This is a genomic window from Chitinophagales bacterium (genome assembly GCA_041392475.1).
GTDB lineage: Bacteria > Bacteroidota > Bacteroidia > Chitinophagales > UBA2359 > JAUHXA01.
Window position 1 is genome coordinate 467,384 of sequence record JAWKLZ010000001.1, and the last position, 21,315, is coordinate 488,698.

A 21,315-nucleotide genomic window follows, 5' to 3' on the forward strand; every position below is an offset into this window, starting at 1 on the left:
TAGATAGCTAGCGAGCTTGGCAACTTTCAAGTTTGATAATAGTCTATTTTTGACTTACTTTTGTTTGGACAAAACAACTCACGCATGAACATCCCTAAGTTGAACGCCTACCTGCAATACCTTCCTTTCCTTTTGCTCTATACCACATTGGTGTTGTTGCTACACGAAGATTCCTTTAGCGGCGACGAAGGTCGCTACTATCAATTTGCAGAAAATTTAACACACGGATTTTATTCTCCCAAATCACCTGACTTCAATTTGTGGAATGGGCCAGGCTATCCCATTTTTTTGATGCCTTTTGTCTATTTGGGTTTGCCTTTGCTGTGTATCACGCTTTTCAATGCTGTGTTTCAATACTTATCCATTGTCTTTTTGCATCGATCACTTAGCTATTATGTGTCTCATAAAATCGCTACTTTTATTGGAGTTATTTGGGGCTGCTATTACATCAGCTATCAGGAATTGGGAAGCATTTTGACCGAACCATTCAGCCTATTTTTGATTACTCTGTTTTTGTATTTGTTTGTTCGTGCAAATGTTGGTGGGGAACGAAAATTTGTTTGGGGAAGTGGTGTGGTATTGGGTTATTTGGCATTGACCAAGATTGTTTTTGGATATGTGGTTTTGGTTCTGTTATTCATTGCAGGGCTGCAATTTGTTTTGAGGCGACAACTTCAATTGAAGGGAGAAACTATCCGAAATTTATTGCTTGTTTTTGTACTTGCTTTCCTCGTCAATGTTCCATATTTAACTTACACGTATTCACTTACTGGAAAATATTTATATTGGGGAAATTCGGGTGGAAGTTCTTTGTATTGGATGAGTACGCCCTTCGAGAATGAGTATGGAGATTGGAACAACAGCACTTTTACCGCCAATTGCCACGACACTGTTTTTCCCTGCAATGCCGAACTACTCGCCAAAAACCATCAAGCAGACATGGATTACATCCTCAGTTTGCCAATCATTGAGCAAGACAATGCCTACAAAACCATTGCCCTGCAAAACATCCAAAACCGTCCTGTCAAATACCTCCGAAATGTGGTCAGCAATGTGAGCCGCCTATTTTTTGGGATGCCTATTAGTTATTTTCCACAGCGAGATACAACGATGCTTCGGTTTCCGCCCAATGTTTTGTTGTTATCGGTGATGTTGTTGGCGACCATTCTTTGGGTGATGAATCTTTGTAAAATTCCTATTGAAGTGAACTACATAGTTTTACTGAGTTTTGTGTATTTGGGAGCAACGAGTTTGTTGTCGGCTTATCCGAGAATGTTGTATGTCGTAGTGCCGATTGTGTTGTTTTGGAGTGGGTATATATTGAGTCGGGCATTGAAGGTATCGTGGAAGTGGAATGTAGAGGAGCAAAGTTGAAAATGGTGTATAAATTTGTTAAAACTCAAAAAAATAATATAAATTTTATATCTTTGAATGTGATACAGGTAGATAGAATTTGACACTTATCTCTCAAGCACTAAAAACTGAAGAATTGAATACACAACAAAATCCAACCAGCATTTTCCTTTCTTATGCCAAAGAAGACAAACCCTTCAAAGACAAATTGTTGAAGCATCTTTCTTTGATGATTAGAAGAAATGAAATTGATGTTTGGGACGATGAACAAATAGCAGGCGGCCAAAACTGGAAAGAGGAGATCGAAAAGAAACTAAGAACTGTACACATTGCTATTTTGTTGGTAAGCTCGGATTTTTTGGCATCTGATTTTATCAATGATTTTGAAATACCTATCCTAATGGAAAGAGGCAAGAGAGGAGAGGTGAGAATTGTGCCAATGTTGATTCGTCCCGTTTATTTTCAAGGAAGTGAATTTTCTGATTTCCAAGGACTTCCGAGGTCTGGACAACCTATCAGCAATTGGCAGAACGAGGATGAAGCTTGGATTAGTGTGGTAGGGGACTTGGTGAAAATTATTGAAGAAAAAGCAAAGGAGGTCGTAAACATAGCTTCTGAAAAACAGACAGAAAAAACATGGGATGTAACGAAAATTAGGGCTTTGATATCGGATGGCAAACTTCCCGAAGCTTTGAACGAATTGGATTTGATTGCGACCCAAAAAGGCGACCAAGATTTTACCGATTCTTTGACCATCCTCAAAAGTAGATTGAAACAAATAACAAGAGGTTCTATGTTGGGATTGGTGTCGCATCAGGAAGAATTGTTGGAACGAAATAAAATTACCTATGCAGTGCTTGGTTTGTTGGGAGATAAGTTCTGATACAAGCATTTAACTTCTGCAGAGGCGAAAGAGAAGATTTTGAAGGAATAGAATGAGCTTGTCTCAAAATAGGAGATTACAGTAATTTTCAAAATTACTGTAATCTATAAGCTCCTTTTTACAAATTATCTTTAAATACCCAAAACTTGTAAAACCATAGTTGCCAAGTTCACAGGCTGGTCAATATTGCGAAAACGGCACGACATTAAAGCCATACGAAGTTCAGTCCACCTATTTTCTCAAAAAAATCGTTCTACTATACATGAATAAACTTATCTCTTTCTTTTTTTGTTTCTTTCCCCTTCTCGCCCTATTAGCATGCAATAAGGAGAAAGAACCTTTCACTGAATCGTCATGTACAGAGGTATTGGATAGATGGGCAATAAATACTGTCGACTACTTTAATAACTCTAAAAGTGATTTATTTTTTACTTCAAACGAAGTGGGCTACGTAGTAGGAATTGCAGGGACTATTCTCAAAACTTCAAATGGTGGTCTTGATTGGGAACTGACCAATTACAAAAAAACTACTTCAAATTCGGATAGATTTGCTCACTTGCAGACCATTTACTTCATAGATGAATCCATTGGTTATATTGGAGGTAAAAGCATTTTTGATTTTTCTACTAATACACATAGTGGAGCTGTTTTATTGCATACAAGTGATGGTGGAGAGAATTGGGCGGAAAGATATTTTGAAAATGTTTTGAACATTCACGATTTAATTTTCTTTGATCAAGAAAACGGACTGGGCTTGTTTACCGTTCGCAATGAGGATGATAATTCAGAATTGCGAATGGTCAAAACAAACAACAAAGGGGAGACATGGAATGAAATTCCTCTACCATTAAAGCGGATAAGGTCTTACCAATTCACTGCAACTTCTTCATTTTTGATAATATGGGGTTCAGATGAATACAACAAATCCTTTATATTGAAGTCTAAAGATAATGGTTTGAATTGGCAAATAGCGTCAAATCCACAACCTAATAATGCTACTCTAAGTTCAATGTACTTTATTGATGAAGAGTTTGGGTTTGCTATCTGTGGGAGAGCTATTTATCAAACAAAAGATAGTGGAAATTCTTGGAAGGAGATCAGTAGTCCAATGAATTCACACGCATTGATTCACTTTAGCTCAAGAACAGAGGGGTTTGTATTTAGCCCTGTTTTTGAAGTCTTTGAAGGAAATTTTGAGCCTCTATTGGTATTGAAATTTTATGAGGTTTTTCAAACAATAGATGGAGGAATGGAATGGACAAAAACGGAAATTCCTAAAGAGTGTGATTTTACGGGATTGAGTTATTCCCCTTCAAAAAATACCCTTTTCAGTATTGGAAAAACAATCAATAGGTTTGACATCAAGTAGATAGAATTGTCTAACGATGCGTATTCTATCTACTTGAAGGTCAAATATTTTCAAGAATGGCGAAGTCACTTATCCTATAACCTATATTAGAGAATGAATTCTCGCCATTGGAATAAAAAAAAACATTTTATTCAGTAATTCCCAACACCCGCAAACCATTGGTCGTAGCCAAGTTCACAAGCTGGTCAATATCGTAGAAGTGGCAAGATTCCAAAGCTACTCGAAGTTCTGTCCACATATTTCCATCAGAATAAGGCTTGTACACATCCGAAATGTTATCAACGCCCAGACCAACGGTGATGCCTTCAGGAAGTAGTTCGTCAATTGGCGTAACCGAATTGTGACTTGGCACTAAACGTTCTGTGCGGTCGTGGTCAATCCATGCCGTTGGGCAAGCAATCATCATCAAATCCGCCTCACGCATCAAACTGTACAATTCTTTGCGGTAGGTCAAAGGATGTGCGCCAATCGAAATACCATGCACTCCAACGACTCTACCTTGCATACCATGTTCGATGGTTTTGCGGGCCAATAGTTCGGTTTCCTTTTCGTCAGGAGAGTTAAATTGGTCAATGTGAACGTGTGCCATTTTGCCCATACTTTTTGCAGTTGTAAGCAAAATATCGAGGTGTTCTTCTTCGTGTCCATCGTCTTTTGCAGGCAATCCACCGATAATATCCACAAACTGTGCTCCCAAATCAAACCATGCACGAGATTTTGGGTCAATTACTCCCTTCAAAACTTGGTTCACAAATTTGATTTCGATGTCACTGCCATAATTGTCTCTCAAACGAATGGCCGCCTTGATAGATTTGTCTTCCATGATGTCGTCAATATCAATGAAAGTACCCAACGCTTGTACGCCTTGCTCCAAAAAATATTCGGTCGCTTTTGCCATACGTCCGTAAATCTGGTCGACAGTCGACTCACTTTTCATTTTATCAACGATATACCATTTATCTTTCAAGTAAGCATTGGTGTAAGGGAACGTTTCTGCATTCAAAGTATAGGCACGATCTAAGTGATTGTGTGTGTTCACCCAACCGCCTTTGTCCATAATCTTTTTCGTAACGATACTTCGCAAGTCCCATGGTTCAAGCGAGTTAATTACTTCTTGCTGTGTCTGAACTCTCTGTGTTTGTGTTGCTGTTAGAGTTGTCATACAAAATGTTTGTTTATGGTTCAAAAAAAAGGCGTTCACTGGAAAAGTGAACGCCTCAATTAATATTTTAAGAAATAGAATGTTTTTCGTTTTGTGGAGATTCAATAGAAGAAACATCAGTCGTCAACAAAGCCTCCAATGCTTCCCGAACCTGCTGGAACCGAAATTCCTCCAATACATCTTTCATCAATTGCCGTATCTGATCGTTGCACAAATTGCCTATACTTCCTTCGTGTGTGTGCTTCAAATCGTAAGAAGGCTTGAAGTTGCCCGCTTCAATGTCCATCCCAATTTGCTTATAAGCATCTCTAAACGGCACACCTTCAAGGACTAACTGATTGACCACTTCAACACTGAACATATACTTATACATTTCATCTTCTACCAAACCTTCCTTCACAATGATGTGCTGCAATGCGTAGTGAGCAATGCCCAAGCAATCTTTCATTTCTTTGAATACAGGCAAAAAACTTTCTTTGATGACCTGCAAATCACGGTGATACCCAACGGGTAAGTTGGTGGTAATCATCGCAATTTCATTGGGTAAAGCTTGAATTTTGTTGCATTTGGCTCGAATCAACTCAAATACATCGGGGTTCTTTTTTTGTGGCATGATGCTCGAACCTGTGGTCAAATCTTTCGGAAGGCTCACAAAGCCAAAGTTTTGACTCATAAATAGGCATACGTCCTGCGCCATTTTTGCTAAAGTCGCTGCAACGGAAGCCAAAGCCGAAGCTACGATTCTTTCGGTTTTGCCACGACCCATTTGTGCATAGACTACATTATAGTTCAAGGCTTCAAATCCCAACAAATCGGTGGTCATTTGACGGTTCAGAGGAAAAGATGAACCATATCCTGCTGCCGAACCCAATGGGTTTTTGTTAGAAACTCGGTAAGCTGCCTGCAACAGGAGCATATCGTCCACCAAACTTTCGGCATAAGCGGCAAACCACAATCCGAAAGAGGAAGGCATCGCTACTTGATAGTGCGTATAGCCTGGCATCAAAACAGCTTTGTATTTTTCGCTTTGATGCAATAAAAGGTCAAAAAGGGGCTGAATGTATTCCACGACTTCTTGCAGTTCGTCCCTAATGAACAACTTCAAATCCACCAGAACTTGGTCGTTGCGGGAACGTCCGCTGTGGATTTTTTTGCCCATGTCACCCAATCGTTGCGTCAACATTCCCTCTACTTGTGAGTGAACGTCTTCTACACCGTCTTCAATTTCAAATTGTTCGGCTTGGATTTCGTGGTAAATGTTTTGGAGTTCTTGGGAGAGAATTTGGTGTTCATTGGAGGAAAGCAATCCAATACTCTCTAACATTTTGATATGTGCCAGAGATCCTAATACATCGTGTGGAGCGAGGAAAACGTCTAATTCTTTGTCTTTTCCGACAGTAAATTTTTCGATTTCTTTGTTTACTTCAAAGCCTTTTTGCCAAAGCTTCATATAGTGTTGCTTTTTTTTAACCTTTATTTAAGGTAGGGTTAAATTTCGCCAAAGTTAGGGGATAGGATTGAAGTGTGCAAGTTTTTTAGTAAATTTATGTTTTGAAGATGATTAGTTGGTTGGTAGAGTCTGTTTTGTACGAAATTATAGGAAAATAAATAAATAGGTTGAACCCTTATGTAGTTCCATTGTTGTTTTCTACAAATATTTAAGACCTAATGGACTGTGTAACTTATGAACTAAATATCGAATCAAAATAAGCACTATCTTTGGGATTGATAATTCAAAAAAAACCTTTGATGAACAAATTCTTATTCTTTTCTATCCTTGTTTTCAACTTACTCACTGCAGCTTGTGGTGACAAAAAATCAGATGATACTCCAACTCCAGAATTGCCACAATTATCCATTGGTAGTGTCACCCTTTTTGAAGGAAACGAGGGTCAAACCTTTCGTTTTCAAGTTTCTCTTAACATTGTAGCTGAAGATATAGTGAGAGTAGATTACAAGACCCTTGAAGTTACAGCAGATGAAGGAATAGATTTTGTAAAGACGACAGGAACCTTGAATATTCCAATAGGGCAGCAAACTGCCTTCATTGAAGTAGAGGTATTACCCGATAATTTAAATGAAGCAGACGAGGAATTCAAAGTGGTGTTGTCCAATGCTGTAAATGCCACAATTTTAAATGGAGAAGGCCTGGGAACGATTCGTAACGTCGTAGAAATGCCAGAAAATGGCTACATTACTCCTGAATCTTATACAGGTTACAACTTGGTATGGAGCGATGAATTTGAAGGAATTGCTCTCAACGCAGCAGATTGGACACGTGAAATCGGTGGACATGGTTGGGGCAATCAAGAACTTCAATACTATACCGACCGCACTGATAATGCCTATTTGACGGATGGAAATTTGGTCATTGAAGCCAAGAAAGAGAGCTTCAATGCTTCGGCTTACACTTCTGCAAGACTTATCACCCAAAACAAACAAACCTTCACTTTTGGTCGCATAGACATCAGAGCGATTTTGCCAGAAGGTCAAGGCATTTGGCCTGCACTTTGGATGTTGGGACAAAATATTGGAGACATTGGCTGGCCTGCTTGTGGCGAAATTGACATCATGGAATTGGTTGGACACGAACCTTCAACGACTCATGGAACAGCGCATTGGGGCGCACAGGGGCAAGGGTATAGCAACTATCAGGGAAAGGGATATTATTTGAATGGAGGCGAAAAATTCTCGGATAAATACCATGTATTTTCTTTGGTGTGGGAAGCGAATTCAATTAAATGGTATGTGGATGACAATGAATTTTACCGCCTAACGAATGTGGACGTAAACGGAAACTATCCCTTCAACAAAGACTTTTTCTTCATCTTCAATATTGCAGTAGGTGGCCAATGGCCAGGTTCACCCGATGCTACAACGCAGTTTCCACAAAGGATGTATGTGGATTATGTTAGGGTTTTTCAACTAAAATAAAATCACCAACAGCCTAATAAATAAATCAAAAAAATGACTAAGAAATATTACTTCCTTTTGCCTATCATCTGTTTGTTTTTTACCACATTTATGATTGCCCAAGACAAAAAAACGGAGTCAAAAATAGACGTTCTACTAAAAGAAATGACCTTAGAAGAAAAGGTCGGTCAAATGAACCAATATTCTGGCTTCTTTGATGCAACGGGTCCTGCTCCAAAAGATGGGGATAATAAGTACAAATATGACCACATCAAATCGGGAAAAGTGGGTTCGATGCTCAATGTGCGTGGAGCGAAACAGGTGCGTGCCATGCAAAAAATAGCTGTTGAAGAATCGAGGTTGGGGATTCCACTCATCTTTGGTTTTGATGTGATTCACGGCTTCAAAACGATTAGTCCGATTCCATTGGCAGAATCTGCAAGTTGGGATTTGAAGGCGATTGAAGAGTCGGCTCGCATTGCAGCTATTGAAGCATCGGCAGCAGGTTTGAATTGGACTTTTGCGCCAATGATGGATATTTCGAGGGATGCCCGTTGGGGGCGTGTGATGGAAGGAGGAGGAGAGGATACCTATCTGGGAACTCAGATTGCGGTAGCAAGGGTGAAAGGTTTTCAGGGAGAGGATTTAAGTGCAGCGAATACGATTGCAGCTTGCGCCAAACATTTTGCAGGCTATGGTTTTGTGGAGTCAGGTAAGGAGTACAATACAGTAGATGTTGGACTTTCAACGCTTTACAATGTCATATTGCCTCCTTTCAAAGCAGCGAAAGAAGCAGGCATACAAACATTTATGAACTCGTTCAGTTCGTTGAATGGTGTTCCTGCAACAGGTGACCCTTTTCTGCAAAGGGATATTTTGAAGGGAGAATGGGGGTTTGAAGGTTTTGTGGTGTCGGATTGGGGTTCTATCGGAGAACTTAAAAACCACGGTTTTGCAGAAGATGATGCTCATGCTGCTCTTATCGCTGCAACTGCAGGTTCCGATATGGATATGGAATCTCATGCTTATGTAGATCATTTGAAGAACTTAGTGGAAACAGGCAAGGTGAAAATGGACTATATTGACGATGCTGTAAGGCGGATATTGCGGGTGAAATTTGCTTTGGGATTGTTCGATGACCCTTACCGGTACTGCGATGAGGAGAGAGAAAAAACGCTTATGAATCATGCTGATCACCATGCTGCAGCTTTGGACTTGGCGAAAAAATCCATTGTATTGTTGAAGAACGAAGGAAATGTGTTGCCTCTCCCCAAAAAAGGCAAAAAAATTGCTTTGATTGGAGCTTTGGCGGATGATAAAAATAGTCCTTTGGGCAATTGGAGATTGGCTTCTGACAACCATACAGCTGTTTCGGTATTGGAGGGAATGAAAGCTTATGATGGCAATGAATTGAATTATTCTATGGGTGTAAAGTTGAATTTGGAAGACCCTGTTTTTCACCTTCAATTGCCCATCAATACCACCGACAAAACGGGGATAGAAGAAGCCGTAGCTGCTGCAAAGGAGGTGGATATTGTTGTGATGGTTTTGGGAGAAAATGGTTTTCAATCAGGGGAGGGGCGCAGCCGCTCGAGTCTTCAATTACCAGGATTACAACAAGAATTATTGGAGGCAGTTCATGCTGTAAACCCAAATATAGTTTTGGTATTGATGAATGGTCGTCCTTTGGCGGTGACTTGGGCAGACGAAAATGTGCCTGCCATTGTAGAGGCTTGGCAGTTGGGTTCGCAAACTGGTCATGCGGTTGCAGAGGTTTTGTATGGTGACTACAATCCGAGTGGTAAACTTCCAATGACTTTTCCAAGACAGGTGGGACAGGTGCCGATTTATTACAACTACAAAGAGTCGGGTCGTTCTGCGGCAAAAAATAAGGGGGAAGTTTTTTGGACGCATTACAATGATGAAACCAATGACCCGCTTTATGCCTTTGGGCATGGATTGAGCTACACAGATTTTACATATTCAGACTTCAAAGTTGCGGTAAATAGCGATAAAAAGGAAGTGCAAGTCTCTGTCAATGTGAAAAATACGGGTAAAATGGATGGCGAAGAAGTGGTTCAGTTATACATTCGTGACCGAGTGGCAAGTGTAGCCCGTCCCGTCAAAGAATTGAAGGGTTTTGAAAAGATTGCTTTGAAGGCAGGAGAGAGCAAAATGGTTGAATTTACATTGACCGAACAAGAATTGGGTTTTTACAACAATCAAGGAAAGTTTGTTGTGGAGGCTGGTGATTTTGATGTGATGGTGGGTGGAAGTTCGGAAACGGTATTGAAGGATACGTTTATTTTGAAATAGATTGACCTGTGAGTCGTCCTAAAAAAAACTTCAACTTCTCCCAATCGTTATTCTAAAAAAAAATAGGTTCATTGACAAATATTGTGAGATTAGACTTCGGTAGTTTATGCTTTAAAAAATTACATGCCCATTTTATTGAAAATCATTTTCGTATGAAACGAAACTACCGAAGTCTTTGATAGACCCCACAAAAATTGTCAATGAACCAAAAAACAAAAACGATGATTACTTCTCTTAGCCAACTTGATTTGAACAAACATTACACCTATGCAGATTACCTTCTTTGGCAATTCAAAGAGAGAGTGGAACTGTTGAAAGGTCGTTTATTGCCAATGGCAGCTCCAAATGTGAAGCATCAACGAATTTCAGGAAACCTATATGTGTTGATATATAAACATTTTTCTACGAAAAAATGCGATGTTTTTGCTGCTCCTTTTGATGTTCGTTTGCCCCTTCCTAAATCCAAAATCAAAGGAAACAAGATAGATACTGTTGTTCAGCCAGATTTGTGTGTGGTTTGTGACGAAGACAAATTAGATACACAAGGTTGTGTAGGCGCGCCTGATTTAGTGGTGGAGATTCTATCGCCCGGGAATTCTAAGAAGGAGATGAAAGACAAGTTTGAATTGTATCAAGAGGCAGGTGTTTTGGAGTATTGGGTAATTGACCCCGAACACAATTTGGCATTTGCCTATCATCTGGACGATACAACGAACAGATTTGTTTCAGAAACTATTTTTGCCGCATTGACGGATGAAGATGCCTTGACTTCAAAGGTATTTGAAGGTTTGGAGATTGTATTGAAGGACGTATTTCCGAAATAGGAGATACATCCTTCAATGCAATAGAGTTGCTGTTGCAGTATTTTGAAGCGGCGGCGGCTTAAAATTTCCGTTCTACCCCCCTTCGCTTACCTTCTTCACATTGTCATCAGGAACTCGGTCAATCAAAATGTGGTTTGGATCAATCCCCGCCTTTGAAGGTTTTTCAGGTACTATCACCGTAAACGTATTTTCGGCTTTATTGATGCGAACACGTTGTTTGTAAATCAATTCGCCTTCTTTTTTGCCTTTTGGAGCTTCACCAAATACGCCAATATCCACCCAATCGTTCAGCCTTTCGACAGGCGTTTCCAAGCCCACAGAATCCGCTTTGAACTTTTGAGATTCCGTTTTGAAGGTCACTTCGTACCTGCCGCCATCAAGTTCTTTGTAGCTTGCCTCCAAGGTTCGATTGCTGTACAAGGTAATTTCTTCAAACATATCCGTCAGCAAATATTGAAGGGAATCAGGCGTAGCTTCTTCCAACAAACCCATCAATGTCAGTGTAGTGGGATAAGGCGGTTCACGATAAGCAGTAGAATCCACCAGTGTTTTCAATGCACCATTCAAGGCTTCTTCTCCAATGAACTCTCGAAGTGCATACATAATGACACTGCCTTTTCGGTAGTGAATATACGGTTGATTTTCAACACGCATCAAAGGCATTTCTTTATCGCTTTCACCACCTCGACCCCGCAAATACCTGTCCATTTCGTACTTCAAAAACTTGTTCATTCGGTCACGACCATACTCTTTTTCCATCGTCATCAAAGCCGAATATTGAGCAAAAGTTTCGGACAAAACGGTACCACCTTGCATGTTTGCTCCGATTACCTGATGCGCCCACCATTGATGCGCCATTTCGTGCGCCACCACATAAAACACCATGTCAATATCCTCTTCCTCCTCGTCAATGTCTGCAATAAATCCAATGCTTTCGGAATAAGGCATCGTGCCAGGGAATGCCTGTGCAAACGATTGGTATCTTGGAAACTCAATGATTCTGGCCTGTTTGTGGCGGTAAGGGCTAAAATTGGTGGAGTTGTAATCCAATGATTTTTTGATAGAATTGAGCATTTTGTCCACATTGTACTCATGTCCTTTGTGGTAATATACTTCCACATCTACGTCCTTCCATTTATCTCTCGCTACTTCATAACGTGCTGAAATAAAGGAGTAAAAATTCAAGGAAGGATGGTCAAGCGTGTAGTGAAAATAACGGCGGTCGCCTTCCGTCCACTCTTTTTGCAGCGAACCAGGTGCAATTGCAATTTGGTCGGTTGCCGTGCTAATCGTACAATCCACTGTCACCCAATCCGAATCATTGGAGAGGTAGGTGTTCATGCAGTGTTGCGAACAATTGTGTTCCAATTCGGGCATCCTTGTAGGTTTTGCAGGAAGATTGTGTTCTTTTCGGTCTTTTTTGTCGGAGAGTTCATAGCCTTCCTGATAACCCATTGAAGGCATAAAATCCATGTTGTTGAAGAAAGTACCATTTTGAACTACTTGCGTAAAACTCACATCATTTTCAAAACCCTTGGTGATATAATCAGAATGTACCACATATTGAAGGCTGTCACCTGCCTGCAAAGGTGTTTTCAAATTGTAAATCCAATAATTCAAAACCGTATCTTTTGCTTCAATGGTTGAATTGGGAAGGTCAACTTTGGCTTTGAAGTTTTGAGGCATATTGAAGTGAATCGCTGCAATGGGTTCGGTGGACTTGTTTTTGACCCAAACTTTCGCTTCAATTTTCACATCTCTTTCATAAGGAAAAACTTCAATATTGTAACTGATATCGGTGATGCGGGGTTGAGCAAGATTTTCGTATTGCTTGTATTTTTGTTCATACTCAACGCTTCTTTCTTCAATGGTATCGGGTGTAGCGTAGGTGTTCAAAACCTGCGTGTTGTAATATACAAACCCACCTGTCACCAACCACAAAAGAGCAAAAACTGCGGTAATTATTTTGTAATTCCCTGCAAAACGTCTTTTGGCAATACCCATTCGTTGTTTGAAACTTGCGCCTGATTCTCTGACCCAAAACAGAATCACTGCAATGCCCAATAAGGCTGCAAAGAAAATCCAGTAAATGCTGAACCACACCAAACCCTCTGTGTAGGGACCAAATTTGTTCATATCAGAATAAACAGGATTTGGAGTAGCTGCAAAACTGACCATATTGCTCTGAACATCCAAAGGAACCCAAATCAAACCATTGAGGAAAAAGACGACTAAAAACACGAAATAAGCCAAATATTTGTTGTTCACCAAAGCGTGAATCAACATAGACAAAGCGGCTGCTAATGCAAAACCCACCCAATCAATCAAGAAAAACTGCTTGAAAAATACGCCTATTTCAAAATTGAAGTAGCCAAACATCGCCTGCGCTGCCATGCCTGTAAAAACTGCAATCAATTGAATGACTGCAACAATGGCGATGACTGCAATGTATTTGGCCACAAATGGGAGCCAAGTAGGGTAGGGCAAGGCGTTGTAAATGCCGTCCATTTTGGCATCTCGCTCTTTCCAAACCAATACGCCACTATAAAACACCATGATTATCAAGACGAACAAGTACAATGTACCTTGAATCAACTCCATCACACTGTAGGTAACAGGATGCGCCGTCAAACCATACGCCTCGTTGGCATGGGTCAATGCCGTTCCCATATTGAACAACCCAAAAACCATGATGACAATGAAAGCAGTGCTTTTCAAAATGCCTATAAAATCCAATTTGATTTGTGTCCACAATTGCAGCCAACGGGTTTTGGCATTGTCCGTAATGTGCACTTTGGGCAAAGGTGTTAAAACTGCAAAGGCGGGTTTCATCACCGCACTTACAGCAGATTCTTTGGATTTGCGTTTGCTTTTTCGGGCGGTAAAAGAGAAACGGAAATAGGATGCGCCCAATATCAACAATCCTACTATAAACCACAACAAGCGATTGGCTATCAGCAATGGATTGATGCCCATCGTTATGGTGTTTTTATCACCAATAGTCCAGTATTTGGTCAATACTTGTAAGGAATTGATGCCAAAAGGGTCGAGCATAATGCCCAATAGTTCACTTTCTAAATCACTGACATAGCTAATAGCTACGCCATATCCTACAATCATGGCAATGGCTCCAATGAAAGACATAATCGTGCTTCGGGTCAAGATGGCAATGGAGAAAATGATAGCGGAGGCAAAAAATACATTGGGAATGATAAAATAAATTAATGATTCCCAATAAGCCATTGGGTAAAATCCCCCCAACTTATTTTCTGCAATCCACGGCATCTGACTGCCCAATAGGACGGCTACAAAAATGCCCAAAGCAGGAATGATGGCTACCAAACACGCGCCCCAGAATCGCCCCATGAAAAAGCCCCATTTCTTCAATGGTGTAGAAAACAGTATGCCATCGTATTTGTAGCTAAAATCACGCAGCGCACTGGTATTGGCGAAAGCGGTGGTGAACATCAATCCGATGAAGGCGTAAAATGCAGACCATGCTATGATGGCATAAGGTGAATTGACATGGATGTTTCGCACGCTGACTCCAATAGTTGCATTTTCTACGGTGACTCCTAAAAAATAGAGCAATGCGGTGATGATGAGGAATATATAGACCATCGGCTGTTTGAAGCGGTGGCGAAGTTCGAAGGTGAAAAATTCTCGAAACATAATGTTTTGTGTTTATGTTTTGGGTGTTAAAGTGTTGGTGTGTTAGGGGGTTTCAATTAATAGTTCAACACAATCTTAAAGAACATACGAGAAAAATACATCCTCCAAGTCCGCCTCAACTGCTTGAAAACCATCTCCAGGATTTGTTTCACTGTAAATGTGAATCATGGGTTTACCCGCCATTAGTGTTGAAGAAATGACTTTGTAGGTATTGTAATGATCCTCCATTTGAGATTTTTCAATGCGTTTCTCCCAAATTTTTCCCGTTAAATCGTTGATAGCATTTGTTGGAGAGCCTACAAACAATAGTTTACCTTGATTGATGATCGCCATTCTCTCACAGAGTTCTTTCACGTCTTCCACAATATGTGTGGACAGAATCACCACCACATTTTCGCCAATTTCGGATAGGAGATTGTAAAAACGGTTACGCTCGCCAGGGTCTAAACCTGCTGTTGGTTCGTCCACAATAATCAACTGAGGATTGCCGAGCAAAGCTTGTGCAATGCCGAAACGCTGTTTCATTCCGCCCGAAAAACTGCTGATGGCTTTTTTGCGGTGATTCCAGAGATTGGTGCGGTTGAGCAGAGCTTCAATGAGGTTGGTGCGTTCGGATTTGTTGGTAATGCCTTTGAGGATTGCCATGTGGGTAAGAAGTTCCACAGGATTGACACGAGGATATACGCCAAATTCTTGGGGTAAATATCCCAAGGTTTTGCGGAGTTCGTGTTTTTGCTGCAATACGTCAATGTCACCCAATTGAATCGAGCCACTATCAGGTTCTTGAAGGGTAGCAATGGTACGCATCAATGTGGATTTTCCTGCCCCGTTTGGACCGAGTAATCCAAACATTCCTTTTTCTATGTCAAGGGAAACATTGTCGAGGGCTTGTACTCCATTAGCGTAGGTCTTGGAGAGGTTGCGAATTTTTAACTGCATAGGATATTGATAATAAAAATTGGGTATAGAAATGAAAATTGAATGGATACAATTTTCATATTGGTTATGGTTTCTTTCTTGGGTTAGTAGTTTTCAAAGGCATGAAAGTTACAAATAAAAATAAATAAAGGGAGAATAACTTTATGAAAGCTGCTAATTTTGGATGCAAATTTGGGAAAATTAAATGTTTTTAACCTATGAGAATACCCCATTTCCTTCAACAAGGCGATAAAATAGCCATTGTCTGTACGGCTCGAAGTTTTGCAGAAGAAGATTTGAAAGCAGTTTTACCTGTGTTTATAGGTTGGGGATTGCAGCCTATCTTGGGAAGTACGATTGGTTTGCAGTTGCATCAATTTGCGGGGAGTGATGCAGAAAGGGCAAAGGATTTTGAAGTGCAATTGAAGAACAATGATATTAAAGCAATTATTTGTGCAAGAGGTGGTTATGGTACGGTTCGGATAGTTGATCAAATTGATTTTACTGGTTTTGAAGCAAACCCTAAATGGATCGTGGGGTATAGTGATGTGACGGTTTTGCACAGTCATATTCATACAAACTACGATACGACTACGGTTCATGCTACGATGCCGATTAGTTTTCCTACGAATAGTGTGGAGGCTTTGGAAAGTTTGCGGAAAGTATTGTTTGGGGAAACCTTGAAGTATGAATTTGAAGCACATCCAAAAAACCGAGATGGAGTGGGAGAGGGGCAGTTGGTTGGCGGCAATTTGTCTATTTTATATAGTTTGCTCGGAAGTCCTTCTGATATAGATACGTCGGGTAAGCTGCTGTTTTTGGAGGACTTAGATGAATATTTGTACCATATTGACCGCATGATGGTGAATTTGAAGCGGTGTGGAAAATTGAAGGATTTGGTGGGGTTGGTGATTGGAGGGATGACCGAAATGAGTGACAATACAACACCTTTTGGTAAAACGGCTTTGGATATTATTCGAGACCACATTGCAGAATATGATTATCCTGTGGCTTTTGGTTTTCCTGCGGGGCATTTGGAAGACAATCGAGCTTTGGTGATGGGACAGAAGGTAAGATTGGAGGTGGGAGAGTTATGCAAGTTGGATTTTTTAAGCGAATAGATAGATGATGTCTAAAATGCAAAAAGCACGTTCATTGTGGGTTAAACAATGCGTGCTTTGCATATATAAGGAAGTGATTTTCCTTATATGGTTTTCAAGGAATTAAGGCCGGTTTTGAGGTTTAATATTGGCGATTTCTTACTTCAGAACAGTTTGGTTTTAATGGTTTTGAGGTTTAATATTGGCGATTTCTTACTTCAGAACAGTTTGGTTTTAATGGTTTTGAGGTTTAATATTGGCGATTTCTTATTTCAAAATAGTTTGGTTTTAATGGTTTTGAGGTTTAATGTTGGCGATTTCTTACTTCAGAACAGTTTGGTTTTAATGGTTTTTGAGGTTTTAATGATGCTTTTCACTGGCTTTAGGTTTTCTTACAATTTAGGTTTTTAATAGCTTTGATTTTTAGTGTGGTGATTTTCATCGGGTTTTAAGAGCGTTTTATTTTTTTACTATGGCAGTAGTTTTATTGCGTTGGTTTCAGTATATTGGATGCAAATGAAAGATTAAAGTTTAATGAGGAAGGATTTTTTTTTGAAAAAGATGGAGAAAATAGAATGTGAAAATCTTTTAATTGCCTTATCATGATGATTATCAGTTGATTGTTTTTACTTGAAGAAGCAATTTTTTTATTAATCTTGGTTCTGTGACAATTTTTGTGGAAGCAATAAAGACTTCGGAAGTTTCATTTTATAAGAGGTTAATTTTTAGTGAAATAGTTTTTTGATTTTGTAAGCGGCAAACTTCCGAAGACTCAAATCACAGATTTTGTCAAAGAACCTTAATCTTTTGAATAACTGCCCTCTGATGTTATGAAATTACTACGTTCACTTTTTTTGTTGATTTTTTTATTGTTCTGTTTGTACTGGCTACATGCTTTTATGCTGATAGGTGTAGCGAAGGAATCCAAACTATACTACAAACAGTTGAAGAAAGAATTAAAGGAAAAGGGCTTCGCTCCAGACTTTTTGGTTTTGAGTGGCAAACGTTATTTTTGGGACAATGGTTTCTTAAATAAATATGGCAATGCGGCTAAAAATAGCAAACATTTGAGTGGTGAGGCCATTGATATTGTGGTTTTGGATGTCAATAAAGATGGAAAATCCAATGCGAAGGATGTGGATATTGTCTTCAAAATATTGGACGAACAGATTGTCAAAAACGAAGGAGGTATTGGCACTTACAAGAAAGAAACCAATTTTTTAAGCCAGCAGATGATACATTTTGATTGTAGAGGCTACTGGGCAAGGTGGCACAAGTAAATAGCGAATTACTCAACCGTTACTCTATGCAGTCTTGGTACTAAAATTCCTACTGCTGCACCTACTATGTATCCGACCATCACATCGGTTGGAAAGTGTCGGCCTGCTCTCACCCTCAAATAGGCGGTAATAGCGGGAATGATGGCAGCCGTTCCCCAAACAAAAGGCGCGCCTTTGGAATCTGGATTGAGGTCGGTATATATTTGGGCAGTCATAAAAGTCATGGCCGCTACATTGGAGGTATGTCCTGAAATGAAAGAAGAAGTGGCATTTCTACTTAGTTTCATGTCTATGGGACAAGAGGGATTGTACAATAAAGGCCGTCTTCTTTTGAAGATTTCTTTTGTTAGTCCCGTCAAAGCATTGTTGAGTGCGAGGGTTTCGAAGGTAAATAGGCCAATTGTTGCAAAACTATTGCTGGAGTTTCTGATATTTTTGTTGAGCAATAAGGTGAAAGGAAGTATAGGTGAGGTAAATAGAAAAGCATTGCTGACTTGATGTGCCGCCAAAGACCAATTGCCGCAGGAAACCCTGTCAAATTTTGAGATGCCTTCTATGTCTAACAATTCTAATTGTTCTTCGGTAAATACTTCTTTTTTATTGTGTAGGCGATTGCTGTACATCCATAACAGGCCACTTCCAACACTAATAGGTATGTCTAACTGAAATGACTTTTTATACGAATACTGCTGTTCCTGTGCTTTTAAATCATTGTTGAAACAAACACATATATATAATAAACAGAGAAGTACGATTGATTTTTGCATGAAGACTAATTTAACAATTCTTAAACACATAAAACTACAAATTCAAACGTAGATTAATAGGAAATGTTCACTCTTTTTTCTGCATTTCCAGTTCTTTAGTCTGTGTCATTTTGCTCATTCCTTCAACGCCTTGTGTGATCATTACCACAGGTGAAAGTTCATACCCTTTGTTGGTAAGCAGTTGAATAAGACCATCTTCGCCAGGCAAATGCAATGCACCAACTGCGATAAAGGTAGCCTGTGATTGTACGATTTTATCCATTCTATCGGCCATTCGATAGTTGCGCTCCAGCAAGATAACGGCATCAAAACTGGAATCGGAATAGTTCTGTTCACGGTCATACCATTCCATCAAACCCTCCAAATCTTGCGCTAAATAATAGTACATCAAGGTTTGTACAGAAGTATCTTGTACAGCTTCACCTGTTCCGAGTTGTTCCAATTGTGCCATGTCCAACAACATCACCGCCTGTTCTTGCAAAGGAATCCGATTGAATGCCCCCATTTGTTCTTCAAAAGTTTCTACGCCGATGAGTTTTTTGTGTTTTTCAGCACCCACAGCTTGAAAAAATTGGTCGAGTGCCATATCCATTTCATGCCCATTTGGACTCTCCAAAGTAGCTATTTCTTCTGCAAACAAAGAGATGAAAAGTGGTTTCATTTTGTCCACCTTCAATAAAAATGCAAACATTCCCATTTTATCGGCAATGAATTTTTTGACTACTTGATAATCTTCTCTTTCATATAAATCTTGCAAGGTTGTGTCTTTCATCATCATACCTCCAAACATGCTTGTCATCATCCGAAAAAGGTCCGTTGAGTCAATAATCAACTCCAATGCCACCGCATCAGATGCTTCAATATAAGGCACTGCCAATCGGCCCAAATCGTGCACACGCTTGTCTTGAGAGTGCATCGTGCCGTAAAGATAAGAAGTAGTTTCTAAGTTATTCCCTTCAATTTTCCACAGCAGCGAGTTTTGGGCTGCAATGGTATTGAAGAAAAAACAAAGTACACATATCAGTAATAAATGTTGGATTAGCAGCAGCTTAGAACATTTCATGTTTGCTATTTTTTGTTTTTTGAATCATAAAGTTAACAAAAAAACAAGCACCTGATTGCCAAATGCTTGTTTTAAATTTTTTGCTAATTGAAGTTATTAGAGGAATACTTATTCTCCTTTGCCATTCAAATCTTCAATTACAATCGCCTCCGATTCACCGTTGGCATCGTGTTTGCCATTCGTTGCAATGGTTTTGCCGTTGCTGTGGTCTTTTCCATTGCCATTTGTAGCCGTTTTGCCGAGATAGTTGGGTAGTTCCATGCCTGCCATTTTGAAGAGTTCTTCTAATGGAGGAACAGATTTGTACATACCCGACAAGAAATTTGCCGTAGAAGTGCCAGAGCCGCTTCCATTGCCGTTTCCGCCATTGTCCCAAACGGTTACTTTGTCAATTTTAAGATTCTTGATAGCATCAACTTGTGTTCTCACCAATTCAGGCAATTTGTCGGCAATCAACATCAATACCGCCTCACGAGCATCGCCGCCAGCTGCATTGATCAGGTTTTGGAAACCTTCCGCTTGTTTGTTCAAGAGTTCAAGATTACCCCTTGCTTCAGCTTGCATTTTGAAGAAAATCGCATCCGCTTCCCCTTTTGCCACTCGGCGGGTTTGCTCTGCTTGTGCTTCAGCGTCAATTTCTACCTTCAATTTTCCTACTTCCGCAGCCACCATCACGTCTGCCATTTGTGTAGCCTTTTCCTTTTGGGCCCTTGCTTCTTCCGCTTGCTTTTCGGCTAGGTAAGATTCCTCCAAAGCTTTCGCTTTTTGTACGTTTTCAGCAGCCAAAGCAATGCGATTTGCCTCAGCCTCTTTCTCCAATCGTCGGGCATTGGACTCTGCCACCTGAATTCTTGCCAAGTTCTCACCATCGACCGCATTGGCGTTGGCAGCCGAAACTTGAATTCTTTCCCCTTTGAGGGCTTCCGCTTCCCCAGCCTTTGCCGTAGCATTGGCTTCTGCTACACCAATACGTCGTTCACGCAAAGCCTCTGCTTCACCAATCGAACCATCTCTTTCACGTTCAGCCACTGATTTTCGGGCATCGTTCACCGCTTTTGCAGCTGCTTCTTTACCAAGAGCTTCGATATAACCTGATTCGTCACGGATGTCAGTAATGTTCACATTGATGAGTTTCAAACCAATTTTTTGCAATTCAGACTCCACATTTGAAGCGATGTTGGTCAAGAATTTGTCACGATCTGAGTTGATTTCTTCAATGTCCATCGTTGCAACGACCAAACGTAATTGACCTACAATGATGTCACGTGCCAATTCCTGAATGTGTGCCGACTTCAATCCTAACAAACGTTCTGCTGCATTGGTCATCACTACTGGATTGGTCGAAATACCTATCGTAAACCGAGAAGGCACGTCCACACGAATGTTTTGCCGACTCAAAGCGTTGGTCAAATTCACGTCAATAGACATCGGTACAAGGTCGAGGTATTGGTAGTCTTGAAAGATGGGTAAAACAAATGCTGCTCCACCGTGAATACACCTTGCAGAGTTGGTAAGTCCATCAGAATTACTGCCTACTTTACCATATACGACCAAGATTTTGTCGGAAGGACAGCGTTTGTAGCGTTTGACGAGTGCCAAAAAAGTGATTACCACAAGTCCTGCTATAGCTGCCATTAAGATTGGAAGTTCTCCCATTTTATTGATTTTTAAGAATTATATAATTTAATTATTTTT

General features: G+C 40.1%; 15 protein-coding genes. 8 read left to right on the plus strand and 7 right to left on the minus strand.

Annotated elements, in window-relative coordinates:
* Window positions 1-84: 84 nt before the first annotated feature.
* From R3E32_01695 to R3E32_01705, 3 genes are all read left to right on the plus strand, one after another.
* Window positions 85-1,374, plus strand: a complete 1,290-nt coding sequence (locus tag R3E32_01695; GenBank protein ID MEZ4883420.1) for a hypothetical protein — start codon at window positions 85-87, stop codon at window positions 1,372-1,374.
* 115 nt (window positions 1,375-1,489) lie between these two features.
* Window positions 1,490-2,236: a TIR domain-containing protein gene (locus tag R3E32_01700; GenBank protein ID MEZ4883421.1), complete on the plus strand. Its 747-nt coding sequence runs from the start codon at window positions 1,490-1,492 to the stop codon at window positions 2,234-2,236.
* 262 nt (window positions 2,237-2,498) lie between these two features.
* Window positions 2,499-3,605, plus strand: coding sequence for a YCF48-related protein (locus tag R3E32_01705; GenBank protein ID MEZ4883422.1), 1,107 nt, complete (start codon window positions 2,499-2,501; stop codon window positions 3,603-3,605).
* A gap of 127 nt (window positions 3,606-3,732) precedes the next feature.
* On the opposite strand, the gene R3E32_01710 is transcribed toward R3E32_01705, so the two are convergent.
* Together R3E32_01710 and argH are read right to left on the minus strand one after the other, a co-directional pair.
* Entirely contained in the window at window positions 3,733-4,767 is a 1,035-nt protein-coding gene (locus R3E32_01710) for an amidohydrolase family protein (protein MEZ4883423.1), read from the minus strand.
* A gap of 67 nt (window positions 4,768-4,834) precedes the next feature.
* The gene (gene argH / locus R3E32_01715) at window positions 4,835-6,217 is read right to left on the minus strand and encodes an argininosuccinate lyase (GenBank protein ID MEZ4883424.1); all 1,383 of its coding nucleotides are present in this window, start codon (window positions 6,215-6,217) and stop codon (window positions 4,835-4,837) included.
* Window positions 6,218-6,516: 299 nt separating this feature from the next.
* On the opposite strand from argH, the gene R3E32_01720 reads away from it, so the two are divergent.
* The 3 genes from R3E32_01720 to R3E32_01730 all read left to right on the plus strand — a co-directional run bounded on the left by R3E32_01720 (window position 6,517) and on the right by R3E32_01730 (window position 10,820).
* Window positions 6,517-7,701 carry a family 16 glycosylhydrolase gene (locus tag R3E32_01720; protein MEZ4883425.1) on the plus strand — a complete coding sequence of 395 codons (1,185 nt, stop codon included), beginning with the start codon at window positions 6,517-6,519 and terminating at the stop codon, window positions 7,699-7,701.
* 33 nt (window positions 7,702-7,734) lie between these two features.
* Window positions 7,735-9,996: a beta-glucosidase BglX gene (gene bglX, locus R3E32_01725; GenBank protein MEZ4883426.1), complete on the plus strand. Its 2,262-nt coding sequence runs from the start codon at window positions 7,735-7,737 to the stop codon at window positions 9,994-9,996.
* 200 nt (window positions 9,997-10,196) lie between these two features.
* A complete protein-coding gene (locus R3E32_01730) occupies window positions 10,197-10,820 on the plus strand; it encodes a Uma2 family endonuclease (protein MEZ4883427.1) in 624 nt (207 codons plus the stop codon).
* A gap of 72 nt (window positions 10,821-10,892) precedes the next feature.
* Here the strand turns inward: R3E32_01730 and R3E32_01735 are convergent, their stop codons facing one another.
* Together R3E32_01735 and R3E32_01740 are read right to left on the minus strand one after the other, a co-directional pair.
* Window positions 10,893-14,492: a M1 family aminopeptidase gene (locus tag R3E32_01735; GenBank protein ID MEZ4883428.1), complete on the minus strand. Its 3,600-nt coding sequence runs from the start codon at window positions 14,490-14,492 to the stop codon at window positions 10,893-10,895.
* Window positions 14,493-14,567: 75 nt separating this feature from the next.
* A complete protein-coding gene (locus R3E32_01740; protein MEZ4883429.1) occupies window positions 14,568-15,431 on the minus strand; it encodes an ABC transporter ATP-binding protein in 864 nt (287 codons plus the stop codon).
* A 197-nt stretch (window positions 15,432-15,628) separates the two neighbouring features.
* Between R3E32_01740 and R3E32_01745 the strand changes: the two genes are divergently transcribed.
* Entirely contained in the window at window positions 15,629-16,531 is a 903-nt protein-coding gene (locus R3E32_01745) for an LD-carboxypeptidase (protein MEZ4883430.1), read from the plus strand.
* Between the two features lie 809 nt (window positions 16,532-17,340).
* Window positions 17,341-17,790, plus strand: coding sequence for a hypothetical protein (locus R3E32_01750; protein ID MEZ4883431.1), 450 nt, complete (start codon window positions 17,341-17,343; stop codon window positions 17,788-17,790).
* Between the two features lie 8 nt (window positions 17,791-17,798).
* Here the strand turns inward: R3E32_01750 and R3E32_01755 are convergent, their stop codons facing one another.
* From R3E32_01755 to R3E32_01765, 3 genes are all read right to left on the minus strand, one after another.
* The gene (locus R3E32_01755) at window positions 17,799-18,557 is read right to left on the minus strand and encodes a phosphatase PAP2 family protein (GenBank protein MEZ4883432.1); all 759 of its coding nucleotides are present in this window, start codon (window positions 18,555-18,557) and stop codon (window positions 17,799-17,801) included.
* Between the two features lie 67 nt (window positions 18,558-18,624).
* Window positions 18,625-19,620 carry a TraB/GumN family protein gene (locus tag R3E32_01760; protein ID MEZ4883433.1) on the minus strand — a complete coding sequence of 332 codons (996 nt, stop codon included), beginning with the start codon at window positions 19,618-19,620 and terminating at the stop codon, window positions 18,625-18,627.
* A gap of 108 nt (window positions 19,621-19,728) precedes the next feature.
* Entirely contained in the window at window positions 19,729-21,276 is a 1,548-nt protein-coding gene (locus tag R3E32_01765; GenBank protein ID MEZ4883434.1) for an SPFH domain-containing protein, read from the minus strand.
* Between the last annotated feature and the right edge of the window lie 39 nt (window positions 21,277-21,315).